Origin of the sequence: Bifidobacterium olomucense (assembly GCF_012932375.1) — a bacterium.
GTDB lineage: Bacteria > Actinomycetota > Actinomycetes > Actinomycetales > Bifidobacteriaceae > Bifidobacterium > Bifidobacterium olomucense.
Genome location: NZ_JAAIIG010000020.1, coordinates 1 through 15,915 on the forward strand (window position 1 = coordinate 1; position 15,915 = coordinate 15,915).

The 15,915-nt window shown below is 61.2% G+C and carries 24 protein-coding genes and 2 tRNA genes; all 26 read right to left on the minus strand.

Annotated features, from left to right (window positions below):
* Positions 1-1,516 (minus strand): tape measure protein (locus G1C97_RS11505; RefSeq protein ID WP_169241873.1); only part of this gene is annotated, 1,516 nt, incomplete at its 3' end.
* 24 nt (positions 1,517-1,540) lie between these two features.
* Positions 1,541-1,942: a hypothetical protein gene (locus G1C97_RS11510; RefSeq protein ID WP_169241874.1), complete on the minus strand. Its 402-nt coding sequence runs from the start codon at positions 1,940-1,942 to the stop codon at positions 1,541-1,543.
* Between the two features lie 47 nt (positions 1,943-1,989).
* The gene (locus G1C97_RS11515; RefSeq protein WP_169241875.1) at positions 1,990-2,349 is read right to left on the minus strand and encodes a hypothetical protein; all 360 of its coding nucleotides are present in this window, start codon (positions 2,347-2,349) and stop codon (positions 1,990-1,992) included.
* A gap of 98 nt (positions 2,350-2,447) precedes the next feature.
* On the minus strand, positions 2,448-3,035 hold the full coding sequence (locus tag G1C97_RS11520) for a phage tail tube protein (RefSeq protein ID WP_169241876.1): 588 nt from the start codon (positions 3,033-3,035) through the stop codon (positions 2,448-2,450).
* Between the two features lie 22 nt (positions 3,036-3,057).
* Positions 3,058-3,426, minus strand: a complete 369-nt coding sequence (locus G1C97_RS11525; RefSeq protein WP_169241877.1) for a hypothetical protein — start codon at positions 3,424-3,426, stop codon at positions 3,058-3,060.
* Positions 3,426-3,707 (minus strand): hypothetical protein, encoded by a 282-nt coding sequence (locus G1C97_RS11530; RefSeq protein ID WP_169241878.1) that lies wholly within the window; start codon positions 3,705-3,707, stop codon positions 3,426-3,428. Before G1C97_RS11530 ends, G1C97_RS11525 begins: the two co-directional genes overlap by 1 nt.
* Positions 3,708-3,711: 4 nt before the next feature.
* A complete protein-coding gene (locus tag G1C97_RS11535; protein WP_335341372.1) occupies positions 3,712-4,059 on the minus strand; it encodes a hypothetical protein in 348 nt (115 codons plus the stop codon).
* Positions 4,056-4,475 carry a Gp19/Gp15/Gp42 family protein gene (locus tag G1C97_RS11540; protein ID WP_169241879.1) on the minus strand — a complete coding sequence of 140 codons (420 nt, stop codon included), beginning with the start codon at positions 4,473-4,475 and terminating at the stop codon, positions 4,056-4,058. Before G1C97_RS11540 ends, G1C97_RS11535 begins: the two co-directional genes overlap by 4 nt.
* Positions 4,476-4,486: 11 nt before the next feature.
* On the minus strand, positions 4,487-4,915 hold the full coding sequence (locus tag G1C97_RS11545; protein WP_169241872.1) for a hypothetical protein: 429 nt from the start codon (positions 4,913-4,915) through the stop codon (positions 4,487-4,489).
* A 5-nt stretch (positions 4,916-4,920) separates the two neighbouring features.
* Positions 4,921-5,874, minus strand: a complete 954-nt coding sequence (locus G1C97_RS11550; RefSeq protein WP_240951140.1) for a phage major capsid protein — start codon at positions 5,872-5,874, stop codon at positions 4,921-4,923.
* Positions 5,875-5,906: 32 nt separating this feature from the next.
* Positions 5,907-6,398: a helicase gene (locus tag G1C97_RS11555; protein ID WP_169241880.1), complete on the minus strand. Its 492-nt coding sequence runs from the start codon at positions 6,396-6,398 to the stop codon at positions 5,907-5,909.
* 76 nt (positions 6,399-6,474) lie between these two features.
* Positions 6,475-6,555 (minus strand) — tRNA-Cys (locus G1C97_RS11560).
* Positions 6,556-6,626: 71 nt separating this feature from the next.
* Positions 6,627-7,877, minus strand: coding sequence for a VG15 protein (locus G1C97_RS11565; protein ID WP_169241881.1), 1,251 nt, complete (start codon positions 7,875-7,877; stop codon positions 6,627-6,629).
* A complete protein-coding gene (locus G1C97_RS11570; protein WP_169241882.1) occupies positions 7,789-9,336 on the minus strand; it encodes a phage portal protein in 1,548 nt (515 codons plus the stop codon). Before G1C97_RS11570 ends, G1C97_RS11565 begins: the two co-directional genes overlap by 89 nt.
* Positions 9,333-10,772: a terminase gene (locus tag G1C97_RS11575; protein WP_169241883.1), complete on the minus strand. Its 1,440-nt coding sequence runs from the start codon at positions 10,770-10,772 to the stop codon at positions 9,333-9,335. Before G1C97_RS11575 ends, G1C97_RS11570 begins: the two co-directional genes overlap by 4 nt.
* The gene (locus G1C97_RS11580) at positions 10,750-11,163 is read right to left on the minus strand and encodes a hypothetical protein (protein WP_169241884.1); all 414 of its coding nucleotides are present in this window, start codon (positions 11,161-11,163) and stop codon (positions 10,750-10,752) included. The genes G1C97_RS11575 and G1C97_RS11580 overlap by 23 nt, the downstream gene beginning before the upstream one ends.
* Positions 11,164-11,286: 123 nt before the next feature.
* Positions 11,287-11,634 (minus strand): HNH endonuclease, encoded by a 348-nt coding sequence (locus tag G1C97_RS11585; protein WP_169241885.1) that lies wholly within the window; start codon positions 11,632-11,634, stop codon positions 11,287-11,289.
* Positions 11,631-11,825: a tensin-4 gene (locus G1C97_RS11590; RefSeq protein WP_169241886.1), complete on the minus strand. Its 195-nt coding sequence runs from the start codon at positions 11,823-11,825 to the stop codon at positions 11,631-11,633. Before G1C97_RS11590 ends, G1C97_RS11585 begins: the two co-directional genes overlap by 4 nt.
* Positions 11,826-11,883: 58 nt before the next feature.
* A complete protein-coding gene (locus G1C97_RS11595) occupies positions 11,884-12,270 on the minus strand; it encodes a DUF4145 domain-containing protein (protein ID WP_169241887.1) in 387 nt (128 codons plus the stop codon).
* Positions 12,271-12,624: 354 nt separating this feature from the next.
* Positions 12,625-12,724: transfer RNA gene (locus tag G1C97_RS11600), tRNA-OTHER, on the minus strand.
* A gap of 115 nt (positions 12,725-12,839) precedes the next feature.
* Positions 12,840-13,007, minus strand: a complete 168-nt coding sequence (locus G1C97_RS11605) for a helix-turn-helix domain-containing protein (protein ID WP_169241888.1) — start codon at positions 13,005-13,007, stop codon at positions 12,840-12,842.
* 2 nt (positions 13,008-13,009) lie between these two features.
* Complete coding sequence (locus G1C97_RS11610) at positions 13,010-13,420, minus strand: type II toxin-antitoxin system HicB family antitoxin (RefSeq protein ID WP_169241889.1); 411 nt, start codon at positions 13,418-13,420, stop codon at positions 13,010-13,012.
* Complete coding sequence (locus G1C97_RS11615) at positions 13,417-13,614, minus strand: type II toxin-antitoxin system HicA family toxin (RefSeq protein ID WP_169241890.1); 198 nt, start codon at positions 13,612-13,614, stop codon at positions 13,417-13,419. Before G1C97_RS11615 ends, G1C97_RS11610 begins: the two co-directional genes overlap by 4 nt.
* Before the next feature lie 116 nt (positions 13,615-13,730).
* Complete coding sequence (locus tag G1C97_RS11620) at positions 13,731-14,519, minus strand: hypothetical protein (RefSeq protein WP_169241891.1); 789 nt, start codon at positions 14,517-14,519, stop codon at positions 13,731-13,733.
* 74 nt (positions 14,520-14,593) lie between these two features.
* Complete coding sequence (locus tag G1C97_RS11625) at positions 14,594-14,785, minus strand: hypothetical protein (RefSeq protein WP_169241892.1); 192 nt, start codon at positions 14,783-14,785, stop codon at positions 14,594-14,596.
* A gap of 315 nt (positions 14,786-15,100) precedes the next feature.
* Positions 15,101-15,730 (minus strand): hypothetical protein, encoded by a 630-nt coding sequence (locus G1C97_RS11630; RefSeq protein ID WP_169241893.1) that lies wholly within the window; start codon positions 15,728-15,730, stop codon positions 15,101-15,103.
* Between the last annotated feature and the right edge of the window lie 185 nt (positions 15,731-15,915).

Genomic DNA, 15,915 nt, shown 5'->3' on the forward strand with positions numbered 1-15,915 from the left:
TGCCGTTCCACACATAGGTGAAGTAGGCGCTTATCGCGCCCCATACCGTGTCCCATATGGCTTGGATGGTGGTCATGTTCGATTGGATGAACGAGCTGATCGCCGTCCATGCCGCGCTCCACGCGGCTTGTATGGACTGCCATATCGGGGCGAGCCAGTCCATGAACGCCTGCCATGCCTGTCGTCCGACCTCGGTCTGCGTGAAGAACCAGACGAGACCTGCGGTCAACGCGGCTATCGCGGCGACCGCCAGCATGATCGGATTGGCGGCCATGACGGCGTTGAACGCCGTCTGCACGACGGTGGCGATCTTGGTCGCGGTCTGCCATAGGGCCATGGCTCCGTTCCACAGGTTGAATGCCGTGTAGGCGGCCATTACGGCGACCGCCAGCGGTTGTATCCATTGCGCGTTCTGCTGGATGAACGTGCCCACCGTCTGCAGGACGGTGCCGATGGCGGAGAGTATTCCCGACAGGTTTGATGCGGATGTCGCCGCCCCGTTTGTTCCCGTGGAGAAGCCGAACAGGGATGCGACGACCGTGGCGATGGGGCCGATGATCGCGCCGAGTCCCGTCGCGATCTGTTTGACGCCGTTGGCGAACGTCTGCACGCCTTGGGATTTCATGAGCGCGCCCATGAAATCGTTCACCCATTGCAACGCGGTTCCGATCCCGTTGCCCAGATCGGTGACGAAACCGGTCAGATACGGTTTGACCGTGTTGACGATCTGTGCGGAACCGTCCACGATGGTGGCTTCGAGATTGCCGAACGCGCCTTCGAACGTCGCCGTGGATTCGGCGGCCTCCTTGGCGACGTCGGTCATGCCCAATTGCATCAACGCCTGGTTGAATTCGTCGGCGGTGATCTCGCCGTTGGCCATCGCGTCGCGGAAATTCCCGGTATAGGCCCCGTTCTTGAGCATGGCCTCCTGGAGTTTGCCGGAAGCTCCCGGAATCGCGTCCGCCAGCTGGTTCCAGTTCTCGGTCGTCAGCTTGCCGGCACCGGCGGTCTGGGTGAGCATCATCGCCACGCTTTTGAACGTGTTCGCGTTGCCGCCGGCCACCGCGTTCAGGTTCCCGGCCGCCTCGGCGAGCTTCGCGTAGTTCGGCACGCCGTTCGCCGCCAACTGGGCGGTGGTGTTGCGGATGTCGTCGATCCCGTACACCGTCTTGTTCGCATACTCCTGCGTGGAGGCGGTGAGTCTTTTGACCTCGTTCGTCCCGACGCCGGCGAACTGGAGTGTCTGCGCGAACTTCTGCGTGGAATCGGACGCCTCCATGATCTGGCCGGAGAGTCCTTGGAACACGCCGATGACCTTGGATGCGACGGAACTGGCGATGCCGCTGATCACGCCGATCTTCGCACCGAAGCCCTTGGAGAAGCCGGCACCGGCGGTCTGTCCGGCCTTGTCTCCCGTGGATTTTGCGGGGCCGGCGAACGCGGCCTCGATGGCCTTGCCCACGCCTTTCATGCTGGGCACGATCTGCACATACGCCTGAGCCAACTGGTATGCCACGGCAAGGCTCCTCTCTCTGTTCGGTTATGTTCCGGCCAACGGCCGGCTTTTCTCCACACGCTCGTCACTGAACCGTTGGGCGCGCCAACGTTGAAACTCGGCTATCGTCATCGGCTGGACCTCGATCCTGCGTACATGGCGCTCATGCCCGTCAGCCGGCTTGCCGTCATCCCGCGTGGATGGTGCACCCTGTCCGGGTCGTGGCAGCGGGCGGGGCTTGGGTCCGCGTTTCTTCGGGTCCGCGTTGCCCCACATCCACATGTTCATCTGATCGATCTGGAGGGCGAGCAGATACTGGTCCACGCTCCATGCGGCCGGAATATCCAGCTCCTGCCATACGAGGCTTCCGGCCGGCAGGTTCGCGGCGAGGTCGGCCGTCTCCAACGGCCGCAGCTCATAGACGCCGAGCCCGTACACCCTCCTCATGTCCGCCGTGAGCCGGCCGGGGCAACGGCATAGGAGGGTGACGAGCGTCAGGAGTTTGGGAACGCGTCATTGAGGCGTTCGAACAGCTCCTTGAGGAAGCCGCCCATGGCGGTGCCGGTGATGCGGCCCGTGCCCGGATCCCTCAACGATTCCTTGACCCGCCTGTAATCCTCCGGGGAGAACAGGCCGCGCAGGAACGGGATCACGCTCAACGAATTGCCCTCCGGATCGGACTGCAGGTCGTAGAGCGATTCCATGAGCTCCCAATCGTCGAGCTTGGACGGGTCGAGCGTCACGGTCACGCCCTTGACGGTGACGGTGCGCTCCTTGGACAATGGTGGCGTGTGGTCCTGCGGGCGTCCGGCAGGAGCGGCGGAACGGTTACGGTTATGACGGTTCTGTGACATGTGACTTCTCCGAAAAAATAAAGACGACTTCAATAAGGGGAAGAGGGTCCCGCGTCATGGGAAGTCGTGGAAGCATGACGCGGGAGGAACGGTTCGGCCTACTTGCCGGTGTCGGCACCGCCGGCGGCGGGCACGCCGATGTATTCGATCGAGGTGACGCCGGTGCCGTCCATGTCGTTCGCGGCGACGGTCACGTCGTAGGTGACCGCGTCGCCCGCATGCTCCTGACGGTCGCCGAACTCGGCGCGAGTGGCCACGCCGATCACGAGGCGGCCGAGCACGCCGCCGGTGCGCGCCAGTTCGAACACGAGCACGAAATCCTCGTCCGACGGCATCGCGTGCTTGATGGTCATGCTCTTGTCCGTACCGGTGACCATGTCGTCGCCGTAACGGAGTTTCGCAGCCTCCACGTTCATGGTCTCCAACAGCACGAACTGGTAGGACTCCGCGTAGGAGCTGATGGCCTTCAAGACGGTGGTGCCGTTCGCGTCCTTCACCTCGGTGGTGTCGGTGTCGGTCGTGTTCGTCATGCCGTCCTCGTTGAGGTAGCCGACCAGCTTGTAGGCGGCCGGCAACGGGGTGGCCGAGTCCTTCGGCAATGCGGTGCCGTGCGGTGCCCAGTAGATGTAGCCGCCGATCTTGAACTTGCCGAGCGTGACGTTCGTCGCGTCGTTCGTATTGGCCATGATGGCCTTCCTTTCTAAAGGTTCAGCCCACCTTGATGGTGGGCTGGATGAGAATCTGATATCTGGGACGCCCGTCGACGGCCGGGAAATGACTCATGTCGGTCACGTCCACGAGGGCGACCGGATCAAGCTCGACCAGACGTTGCAGTCGGGGGAGCACGAGCCGGTACGCCGCGTCCGCCACCTCGTAGGAGCTCGTTCCCCATACCTGGACGGCGACGAGCGGACGGGAGCGGTACCATTCCTCCACGCCGCCCGTGCGTTCCACGGTGATGAACGTGGACGGTTTCGCCGCAGACGAGCCGGCTGGCACGTCCATGGAGGCGGGCCAGTCCTTCAGGGTTTCGTCCGCGTTCAGCCAGTCGATGATCGTCTTCTCCACGGGTTCCATCAGCCGCCTCCCAACGCGTTGACCAGCGTGTTGTGCTTCGCGTTATGCTTCCAGCATCCCGGATCGCCACTGGATGTGGCGATGGCCACGCTGCCCTCCGGCGTGGGGATGGGCCCCAACGCGCGGAACTGCGCATGCTCCGGATGCTCGCATTCGCCGCGCGCCCGCGAGTTCGCGGCGGCGGCCAGGCGTTCGGCCTCCGCGTTGATCGCGCCCAACACGGCGGGGGATTGGCGGAACGCCTTGAACCCAGACAGGTTCAGTTTCACGATGCCGCTCATGCGCTTATCCTTCCGAATCGGTGACTTCGACCAGGAGGTTCCAACGGGTGGGCGTGATCCCGCTGTCCACGGGCAGCGGGTCGCCTATCACCTGATAGGCGTGGCCGCGCACGTCGACCAACGCGCCTTTGAGGCTCCGGTAGGTCCAGAGTCGCGGGAACGCGAGCGTCAACGCGACGGTCACGCCTTCGGGACGGGTGGAATCCGAAGCATTGTCCTGAGCGCCCGGTTTGACGAGCACGTCATCGACCGTCTCCGGCTCCTCCCGCCAGATGGGATTGTTGCCGCCGTCACGCTCGCCCGTGTCCACGCGCCACGTGACGGTGACCTGTTCTCCATGCAACCGGCTCATAGGCTCGTCTCCCCGTTTGCGAGGTCGATCGACCACATGCGCTGCACGCCGCAACCCAGCGAACGCCGCTCCTGAGCGGTCAGGTACAGGTCCCCGTCCGGGTTGCTGTACGAGAGGCTTTCGGTGAACCCGTTCGCGGTCTGCGTGCCTTGGGACACGCCGGCCATGTCCGGGTTGAGCATGGCGCGTTTGACCATCTGGCAGGTGATGCGCCGCAGCGTGGCCTCGCTCGCCTCCGTCCAACGGGGGCAGTCGGTCATGATCTTGTCCGACGCGTCCTCGATCAGCGTCTCCGCCGTGAGCTTCTCCGCGTCCGACAGCGTGTGCCAGCGTTTTTCAAGATCGGCGACCAAGGCGAACGGCGGGGACGGCACCTGCATGCCCGGATCGACCGGCGTGTCAATGTCGTCGCCCATCGGATGCCTCCTTACGCGGTGGCCGTGGTCACGGTGATCGCGGCCGTGGTCTTATCCGAGAAGGTGACGGTGCCGCCGGTCACCTTGCCGGACGCGTCCGTGGTCAACGCGAGGCCGGTCACCGACTTACCGGCCGCGCCGGCAACGCCAGCCGGTCCGGCCGGACCGGTGGCACCGCGAGCGCCCGCAGCTCCGGCCGGGCCCGCCGGACCGGTAGCGCCGGCGGGAATGCCTAGGGTGAGTACGCCATCGGCCAGTGCGGCCGTAGGTGTCGCGCCGGCCGCCAATCCGGTCGCCTTCACGGACGTGACAGACGAGCCGCCACCGGCGGTGATATCGACGGGATTGCCGTCGGCGTCGAACACGGCCACCTGTTCGATGATCTGGCCGGGTTCAGTCTTGTCCTGATGCACGAACTGCACCTGCTTGTTCAATGCCATGCTGATCACGCTCCGGTGGTGGCCTGCGGGGCGATCACGTAGGCCGGGAAACGCTTGGTCTTGTCCGGCTGCACGTCGTTGATCGGGTTGGCGATCTGGAAGCCGACACGGAACACGACGCGCATGGCCACGCAATCCTGCTGCGCGAGGTTCAACACGACCTTGCCGTCGTCATCGGTGATGACCGCCTGATCGAGCAGCTTGTAGGTGATGTCCTGACGGATGCCGATCACGAAATTGCTCCAATCGGCACCGAGCAGCACGGCCTTCGTGGTGTCCCAGGCACCGTTGTCCACCTCGTTGAGGCCGAAGCCGTAGAGCGTGGAGGGTGTGCCGGCGGCGAGGGACGGTACGTAGATCGGGCTGCCGTTCGCGTTGCGCAGGCCGATGAGCTGCCAGTTGAGGCCCGGCTGGGATGCGAAACCGTTCATGGCGAAGCCCTGTTCGGCGAGCTTCTGGCCCATGGTGGCCACGTCCTTGGCGAGATCCTTGCCCTGGATGAGCGTGTTGCCGGCGGCGATGGCCTGCGGGATGATGCCGTCCGGGAAGCTGGCCGGTTTGTCCACGCCGAACAGGGTGGCCTGATCCAGCTTGTAGCCGAGCGCGGCGGCCAGACGCGGCTGCACTTCGCTCCACAGCGGGATGCCGGAGTCGGCGATCACGGCCTCCGGGATCGGCACGATCGCGGCCATCTCCTCGGCGGTGATGCTCAAACCGCTCCACGCCTGCTTCGTGGTCTGCTTCAGACCGGTGTCGCCTCCGACCCAATAGGCGATCGGCTTGGAATCCAGGACCGGCTGCGTGCGGGTGCGGGTGCTCATGCGGATCTGACGCATGCGGGTCAGGGACACGCTGGACTTCGGAGCGTCCTGGATGATCTGGGTGGCGTATTCGGTGGGGATGAGACCGCCGCCGAGGTCGCCGCTGGTGATGATGGAATTCACGTTGGAAGCCATCATTAATCCTTTCTAATCAAGGGAATCGATTTTGCTTATTTGTTTTGGAGGTACTGGTCTCGCAGCCAATCGCCGGAAGAACCGGTCGGAGGTTGGGAAGGCTGTTTGCCTTCGCCGGGCGCGTTCACCACCGGCTTCGTTTTCTCGGCGATGTACTCGTTGATGGCCTTTGCATGCTGCTGCATCGCCTCGAGGGAGTCGCCTACGATGAGGTTCGACGGCAATCCGGATTCCTCGGCCACCTGCGAACGCCAGGCGGACGCCTGTTTCTCGGCCTTCAGGGCGTCGAGCTCCTTTTGGAGCTTCGCCGTCTTGGCTTCGGCCTTCTGCTGTTCGCTCATCTGGGATTCCTTGAGCTGTTGCAGCTCGTCGGCCGCGGCCTTGTTGTCCTTGGCGCGCTTCTCCCATTCACGCGAATGCGATACGGCTTCGCGATACTTCGCCTCCCAATCCGTCGGCGTGGCTTCGCCGTGCGGCTCCTGCACGTTCTGCGACTGGTCGGCATTATTGTTGGCTTCCTCGGCCATGATTCCTCCTAAATGGTTGATCGGGGCCCGTTTCGGGCATAAAAGAAGCCACCCCGTGCGGAGTGGCTTATATGAGAGGCGGGTACAGGATTCGAACCTGCGATGTTCAAACAGCCGAGTTGCAGTCGGCTCCATTCGACCACTCTGGCAACCCGCCATGCTGTACAATGAAACTGTCTAGGCTTCTCTATGCGAGCCCGTTTTGGTTCAAAGAGTGAGAAGCCATTCTTATTTCTCGGGTACTATTCGACGGAGGTTTCCGTCATAGTCGATGAACAGCACCCATTTCAGTTTCCTTCGTTGGAGTGCCTGCCGGATATATTCCTTGCATTCATCCGCATTGATGTGACTTCTGCCGGGTATGAGATGCAACACGCAGGCGTCTCCTTGTTTGCTGGCATCACGCAGGAGCCTATCGATGCTGTTGAACGACGTGCCTTCAGTCGGCGATTTGAAATCGACATCGATACCGTTGATTACACAATCCGCGGTCTTGACGCCTTTCTTATTGCTTCTCTCTGGAAACCACAGGGAGAAACCACTGTCGGCAAGTACATCCCGCGTCTTCAACTCATGGGATTTCAGCTCGCGATTGGCCCTGATGCTGGCATAGGAGACGGGCGCTCTTTTGCCATCAATCAACCATTTCTGGTCTCTGGTATCCATTTCATGAGCAACCTGCTTGGAGATCCACCAATCGAAGCTTTTCGGCCTGTCGTCCTCGAATTGAGGCTCGAACGTATCGACGTAGGTTTTCCGGTATCTCTCCTCGGTCAGCAGGCTTTCGACGGTGGAGCGACAGGCACTGTAACGTTCATAAAGGGCATCCGGGTCGTAGCCTTCGATTTTCGGGTCCTTTTTGTCCCAGCTGGGAATCGGCTCACAATCGCAATCCTTGTGATAGTCGTTCATGTCGCCGCCGGCGGCCTCGGCACTGGAGTACACGAAGCCGCGGGAGGCGAGCATGATGCACCAGCCGCACGTGGGGCCCTGCGGGACGCGAGCATACCGGGGCTTGCGTGGATCCCTGCGCGTGGCCTTGGTGATGGTGCCACGGCCGGCGTCCTTCACCCACTTGTCCATGTTCGCGAGCAGCCCCCTGAGCATGGCATCAGGGTCTGCAGGAGTGCCGTCGGCACCGTCCCATAGATGGCCGGCGAGCCGGCGCACCGTCTCGCGGATTGCTTTGTCGTCCGGCTGATACGTGGTGTCGATGTCCGTCTGGTCCTTGAACCATTTGGCTCGCATCTGCTCGAACCATTCGCCGGCTGCCACACTGCCCGCATCACCGTATTTCTGGGCGATCGCGGGCACGAGGTCGAGGAACGCGTCACGCTGCTCGGCGGGATCGTCGTACATGTTGTACACGGTCTCGAACACCTTACGGAGTTCACGCCGCGCCTGCGCCACCGCCGATTGCTGCGCCTTCGCCAGCTTGTCCACGTCCTGACGGTCCGGATTCCGGCTGCTGGTTGCCATCGCCGCCTCCCGTCACCGCCTGATTCGCGAACTGGTTTTGAGCGTTCATATTGACCAATTTGTCGAGCACGGCCGCCGCGTTCTGCTTGTTCTTATCCGACAACAAACGTGTGATCTGCGAATCCGTGTAGCCAAGCATCTCGAGGATCACGTCGCTGTTCGCCAGCCACGGAATGGCTTGCACCTGCTTCAACACGGCATCCGCCATCGCCGCCTGAGAAGGACGCTCCGGATTACGCCAGTTGACCTGCAGATTCCGCAGAGCCGGATCATCAGGATTCGCGCCGTTGAGCACAGCCATATCCTTGGCGGCCTTACGCAACTGAGCTCCGAACGCGTCGCACGTGTTGCGAGCCTCGATGACCAACTCAGTCTCCGCCGCGGCTATCGCATCCGCACTGGAGGGCCCGGAATCGGTCATCACACCCAACTGCGCCATCGGCACGCCCGTAGCACCGCTGAAACGACCAGCCAGGGCTCGCAGCATATCGGAGTGCGGTTGCATGGTCATCTGAGAGAACTGGCCGATGGAAGGCAATTGGCCATCCTCGTCACGGTTAATGACGAGCATGTTGGAAATCGCGGCCTCCCAACCGGTCAGAGTTTTCCCATCCTTGCCTACGGGCGGCTCAGCTCCGAGCAGGTAACGTTGCGGGCTTGAATAGAATTCCGCGCTGACCTCCATGCGCAGCATCGTGCGCACCGCCGTATCCGTAAGACTCATCACCTCACGGCTAATACGGCTACGCCCGAACGGTCGTTCGAGATCCTGATGATAGGGGAGCATGTACACGGGCACATGATCCAGATTCGTCTGCTGCGGAGCGTCGGCCATGTAACTCAGCTCGCCTATGCGCCTGATGCGGATGATGACGCCGGGCTCGTAAAGGAACAACTCAGTGGGCACCACCAGCTGCTGGGTGGCGTACAGATCCCAATCGATATCCACGACCGTCAATGCGCAGGCAAGGCCTCTGCGACTGGCCTCCCATATTCCGGTGGCATACAGGGCGCTGCGAAACGAGACCACGACCGGTGAATCGATATGGTCATCCGGCCGCGCGGAGCGCACGGACAGGAACGAGCAGCAATGGGTCAATCCGCTGCGCACGGCCTGCGTCAGCGTGACTGGGAAATCGTTCGCGTCAAGAATGTCGCCCAATCCCAGCGGATCGCGCTGGTCTCCCGTGGTCACGAAACCATCGAACCTGATACGGTTGGCGAGCACGTCAACGGCCTTCTGCGGCCAGCCGACCACCTCGGTGATGTTCGCCATACTGTCCGGAACCGCGATATCCAGATTCTTCAAACGATTCCGACCGTCATAGTAGGTGGTGCGCAACAGATTGCGGCCGAGCCTCGACACCCACTGCCTGACCATGATTTGGAAATCATTGCGGTATAGGCCAGGCAAATTCGGCACTTCGACGTTCTGGAGATTTGGTACGAGTTGAATCATAATGCCACCGCCTTCGCCTTACGTCCCGGATGCCGTTTGCTCGTGAACACGCCGTGCAACGCCAACGTGGCCGCCTGCAGGGGGCTGATGTCGATGTCCGCGCCTTTCTTGTCCCAAGCGCGCATGCCGTTCGGCCCCATGTCACGCAGGGTGACGTTGCGGGCCGCGTTATCCAACTGCGGCTGCAGACTGGCATCGAGATGCCTCAACGTTCCCGCGTTGATCATGTCGAGCATCCTTCCCGTCGCCGCCCCCAGATCACGCATCTGCGTGACCGTGACCTTCACATGCCGTTTCTGCAGATCCGGCACGAGGCTCATGGCCGGCGACTGCGCGTCAACGACCACGGCGGTGGTTTTCGACCAGCGTTCCGCCAGCCAGTCGACCGCCCACGCGATGCCATGCTGTTTCACGTCCACATACTCCTGCAGGTTGATGAGCGCCGTATCGTCCTCGTAGCGTATGGCGACGCTGATGGCCAGACTGCTGCGGTCGGGCGGCATATCCAACCCGTAGGCCACACGGCCGTCAAGGCTCGGATGCTCCACCACGCCCTGCTCCCATTGCTTCGCGTCGATGGCGCTCACGGTGGTGTTCTCATCCCAGATTCCCAATGCCTCGCGGCGGAAGTTGTCGACGCCGCCCAATGATTGGCGCATGCGTTCAATGGCCTTCGCGCTCGTCCGCTTCGGATAGCTCGGGTTCGCCTTCGCCCACTGCCCGTGATCGTCCGGGTCGGCGTCACGGTCCGCGCTGAACTCCACGTACAGCATGCCGTCGCGTTTCGCCAACCCGTCGGCACGCTTGGCGGCGAACTGCTCCGACGGGTCGCCCGGCTGGGGCGGCGTGCCCATGAACACGAGCAATGGATTCGGGCTCACGTTCATCGCCGGCACCATATCGTTCAGGGCCTTCACAGTCAAAATCTGCGCCTCGTCGAAAACCTCCATGTCCACCGCGTCGAAGCCACGGCCGAACCCCTGCTCGCGCGCGCCGAACATGATGCGAGAACCGGAACGGAACGAAATCTCCTGCTGGCCGTTCGCACGCCGGATATGATCCACATACGGGGCCATGAGCTTGTTGCGGGCGAAACCGCACATCGTCTGGAACGTCTCATCCGACGTTCTCGTGCGGTGGGCCGTCCACAACACCTTCAGATCATCGCGGCCCGCGCACAAAATGAATATGGCGCTGCCGATGGTGAACGTCTTGCCCACCTGCCGGCAGATACTGACTACCGCGCCACCCTTGCCACACGCATACAAGCCATCCGCGCGCTTGCCGAACATCAGATACAGCAAGCCCTTCTGCCACAGGTCATAGTCGATGCCCATACGACGCGCGACCTTCTCGATCATCGGGAAATCACTCGACACGATGCCGGACGGCTGCGAAAGCACGCGAGCCAGCTCAGACAATCGACGCTCCGGCATCCACGCTCACCTCACTCGATTCGGAATCATCAGCGAACAGGCCCCCAGCACCGGACTGGGATTCAAGCTCACGGCACACGGCGATATACTGGCGGCTCAACGCAGGCAGGTCGGCGGCGCGGGTGTCCGGATCATCCAACGCCTTGCGCAGCACGTCGCGCGTATGCCGCAGCACATCCTCCAAGGAATCGTCCATCATCCGTTCGAACTCACGCCGATCGATCACCGGTGACGGCTTAGCCTTCGGCTTCGGCTTGGCGGGCTCGCCCTTCGCCTTACGCAACCGGTATGCCTTCTGCTTGCACCTGGCGGAACAGTACTCGCTGCCGGCACGCGCATCCTTCGGCAACTCACGGCCGCAAACACTGCAATGCTTGGGATTCGCAGCCATAACACCTCCTGTTGCCGTTACCGATGCCGTAACACGTTACCGTTACCGAAAACCCGGAGAGATATAGGCTCTATGCGCCGGGATGGGCAAGGACCAGACGGAGAGGTCCATGGCCCATGCCGGTTAGAGGTCGAGGCTGGTGAATGGTATTGCGGTTGGCTTGGTTTGTGTTCCTTTGCCTTGGCCGTTGAGGATGCGTTTGACTTCCTCTTGCGCCCATTTCAGCGTTCTGTTGGATTTGATTTCGTTGCACCATTTGTGTGCGAGTTCGAGATTGGTCCATTGGTATGGGTCGCCGCCTTTGGACACCGGAATGATCTCGTCGGCGACGCCGCACCATGGAGAGGGCCATTTGATGGTCTTGTCTACAGGTCTGCCGCATATGGCGCACGTATCGTAGGCGGCGCGGAGCCGTGCGACGAGTTGGTTGCGTCGCCAGCCGTTGGTCTTGCGTGGGTTGCCGCGGCTCATAGGCTTGCCTCGCAGCAGTCCGTCCATGTGGCGGCGAACGCGGAGAGCGCCCGGCCTATGACGGGGGATAGGGGTTTCACGATGATGTGCCCGTCCGGGGTGATGTCCACGGGCACGGGGAGGTCATCGATTTCGGCGATGATGTTGCCGGATCGGTCGGTGACCCGCAGGCTGATGGTCGGTGTTCTCATATGTCATCGCCTCCCCGGATATGAGCAAGCCCCGCACTATGGCGGGGCTTGGATGGGCTTAGATGTTGGGGTTGGCAGCCCGGTTCCTGCGGGCTTCCTGCCTGCGTCTTATGGCGGCGGGCATCTGGTACACGTAGTTGAGGAATGTGGCGAGGAATCCGAGCATGTCATCGGCGTCCTCTTCGCTGACGGGTTCGGTGAAGTCGCCGTGCGCCATCTCGTTGCCGAGGTAACGGATCTCGTGCGCCTCCTGTTGTATCTGCGGGCTGATGATCCCATTGTCGGCGAGCGCGTCGATTTTGGACGCGAGGGTCCTTCCCGTGACGTTCTTGTCTTTCGCGCAGGCTTCGAGTACGCTGCGGGCCATGAGTATGGCGGCGCGGTAGGAGCGTATGCTGAAGCATGCGTATGCTTCGGAGGCTGCGTCTGCGATATGCTGTGGCACTTCCTTGAACTCCCTTCCAAGTGACAGGGCCGGATACCACGTGACATGTGAGTCCTCGTCGTCGAAGTAGTGGGCGATCACTTGTTGTATGGCTTTTTTTCTTATCGCCTCTTGATGCTTCCAATGAGGAGTCCTGATACTTCGTGGCGTCTTCCAAGGCCGGCCACGGGGCTCTTGCCGTTGAAGCTATGGATGAATAACCGCATGCGTCGCACTTGAACCAAGCGAACCATAGTATCGGTGTCTCAGTGACCGTTTTGAAAGTCATGGGCGAATAGGGGACGCCAATACGTGTCATATGGGATTGATTGCCGCAATGCCAGCAGATTCGAGATGCCATACTGGCATTGTAGTTGGAGGCTTGGGCGGTATTCGAAGCCGCGGACCAGTGGCAATGTTTACTGGTCACCATGCTTCCCAGCATGGTCCTTTAGTCCTCTCGGGCACGCAAGCCGGATATGCGAACGGCCGCCATCAGCTTGTGTGATGTGCGGCCGTCCGTGTCATCCCCGTACCGTAGGTATGGAAATGACCACTGTAGACATTATGTGCGTGACAGTTGTGGTTTGTCAAGCACCAAACGAGTTTTTCTTTCGAGCTTCCTCGGCGTCCTTGAGTGCGGCGGCCATGAGCCTCGGGTCATCGTATTCCTTGCACGCCTGGAGATAGTCGCGGATGTCGTCTTCGCTCTCAAGGTAGTCGTATGCGTGCCAGTCGGTGAATTGCGGCCGTTGCATGTTCAGGCGTTCTGGAGTTCGTTGTATCGGTGTTCGAGGCCTTCGCGCAGCACTTGGCTGTAGTTGATGCCCTGCTGTTCGCCGAACGTGTCGAGCCATGCGGGGATGGTGACGTTCTTGCGCACGCTTTTCTTCCCGTATTTTTCGGCGTAGGCGTCCATGTCGAGACTGATGAGGGTGACGATGCCGCCGGGTTCCTCGGGCTTCACATCGGCGATGTTCGTGGCGTGCGGCTCGTGGCGGCCTTCCTCGAGCTCGCCGAGCACCCAGCCGCTGGCCGCGTCCTTGGCCATGTCGAGGGCTTCGGCGAGATTGCGGCCTTCAGTGACGAGGCCGGGCATGTCGGGGCAGAGCACGGTGTATCCGCCGGGAATGCCGGAGGGGTAGAGCACGATCGGGTAGACAAGTTTCATTTGATTCTCTTTTCGTTGATTCCGGCTTGTTTCCATATTGATTTGACGGTGAACGGCGCAAGGTCTCCGCTGTGCTTGGGAACGGTGACCCTTCCGGGTTTGAACGGGTGCGTGTATTGGCAGTGGCTTCCGCTCTGCGAGTAGAGGCGCCATCCGTCCCTGCGGAGTATCTTCTCGATTTCCTTGAACCTCATACATCATATTATACACATCATGCGTATAATATGTAAGATGGCGGGCGACTGAACCGTTCTGCATCAATGTGTATCGGAATGTATCAGTCCGTCATCGGTTGGAGTGCTATCGGAATCTATCGCGTTCTATCGGCGTTTATCCGCTTCAAGGTTTTCGACGTGCGGCGACGCGCCCGGTCGTATCCGTCGAGTCTCGTGTGCGCCTGCCATACGTCCCAGATCAAAAACACGGGAGCGTCATCCCGGTGTTCGACGGGCTGTATGATACAGCGTTTTGCCCATTGGCGTATGGTCGCCGCCTTGATGCTGATGCCCCACGGCTCCAACAGCCGCTGCAATTGCGTGGGCGTGCCCTTGACGCCGCTCAACCGGAGTCGGAGCATGTCGAGCTGGTGGATTTCCTTGATCTTGTGAGTCACATGGCAGTGCGGGCATTCCAGATACCCGCCCGCCAATTCCTGCTGGTCGGCTCTCAGCTCATGCGAACAGGCGGGACACCAGCCGATCATGCGCGTATCAGCCGGCGGATTCAACAGGTAGTCCAAACGTTCCGCGAGCGTATGAGCCTCGTCGACGAGGCTCCGCGCTGCGGGAGCCGGCAGCAGTGCCAGTCGTGGCATGTTGACGATGACGCCCTGCAGCAGTCTGGGTGCGCTCATGCCGTGATGCGCGTTTAATCCCATGAATCGGATGAGCTTGCGGGCGAACACGTCGACGTCCTGCATGAGCTGGAACGCGCCCATATTCAACGGGGCGGGTGTCACACTGCGACTCCCCTGACCGCCGTGCACGCTCACGCCGATCATGGCCTGCCGGTTCGCGATCAGGGCTAGTGTGGGCCAGCCGGTTTTCAGCGAGCGCAGGTCCTGTTCGAATTGGGTGGTGTCGATGCTGTTGTTCGTCAAGGTTTCCTCCGCTCCGCAGGCTATAGTGGCTATTGGTATCCAGCCCTTTGCTCTTCGGAGTGGAGGGTTTTCTTTTATTTGAATAGTGGTTCGATGAATTCCGGCCCGTAACCTTTCGCGGGTTTCGCGGGTTCCGGTTGCGGGGGATTGGCGATGATGGCCTTCACCTCGTCTTCGCTCAAACCCAACAGGCGGCTGATGGTCCCGATGTCGGTGCCGCGCTCGGACCAGTGCCGCGCCATCTCCTTCTTGCGTTCGCTGGTCATGATTCCTCCCGCTTGTTGATGCAACGTTTGTCTGCCCTCTCTTTCAATTCCCGTTCCAGCATGGATTCGAGTATGGGCATCAGCCATGCGGGCGGATCAACCGGGTTGTAGACGGGCATTCAATCCAATGCCTTTTGGCTCTGGGACAGCCGTATTGGCCGCAGTAGGGGCATCGCTTGCAGGGAATCGCATCCTGGTCGATGTGATGCGTTGTGAGGTATCGCTCGTAACACCATTCACAGCAATGCTCACTCCCCGTGAGGATACGCGTGACGGATTGCAGGAATGTCGGCGGCATGTCAATCCTCGGATGCGTCATGCTTTGACCTCCGGGTTGTATGGGTGGAACGGGGCGTTATCGCCGGCAAACATGTCGGTGTACGTGTGGATACGTTGACCTGTAACCGCCCATGCGCCGTCATGACGCAGACGGGTACCCTGATAGACATTCGGATCGGTAGCTGCGAACACCCACAGGTCTCCGTTCTTGTCCACCCACAGGCCGGGCTTGTCCGGCAACTGGGGTTTAGGACGCAGCGCGTAGGCGAACATGCGATCGTCGGCCCATACGGAAGCCGCCGGCGCTTCAATGGCCCGGAGCCTGATGATCCTGTCCTCGGGGTCAACGTCCGTGACCTGATGCCGGTTGCCGTTACTGAACACCGCGATGTCGCCCGCACGCACGTCATCGAAGTCACCGATGCGATCATAATCGGGGTCATCCAGCAGAGTGATGACGGTCGGCCGGGACTGCTCCGTGGGGACGGCGAAACCGTTTTCCTCGTGGAACACCTCGCCGAGGAACCGGTTTGTGATTTCGATGACGAGAGTGCCGGGAATGCCTTTGGTCAGGTGGCCTTCGATGGCGAACTCGTCGCACGCGGCGCGTATCCGCTTGCCTTCCAACTCCTTGAGGGTCTTGCCTTCCCAGAATGGTTCACTCATGATTCCTCCTTCTTGCCTTGCGTTCGGATCGATCATGCTCATCGGCCTCCCGTATGAAGGCATACCGGGCACAGGCCTTGCGTGAGGCGCGGATCGTAGTCGCCGCACCGGGAGCACAAGCCCGGTTCGCCGCCATCCGAATCCAACAGGCTGATATCGGTCGGCAGACCGTGATGCTCGTACAT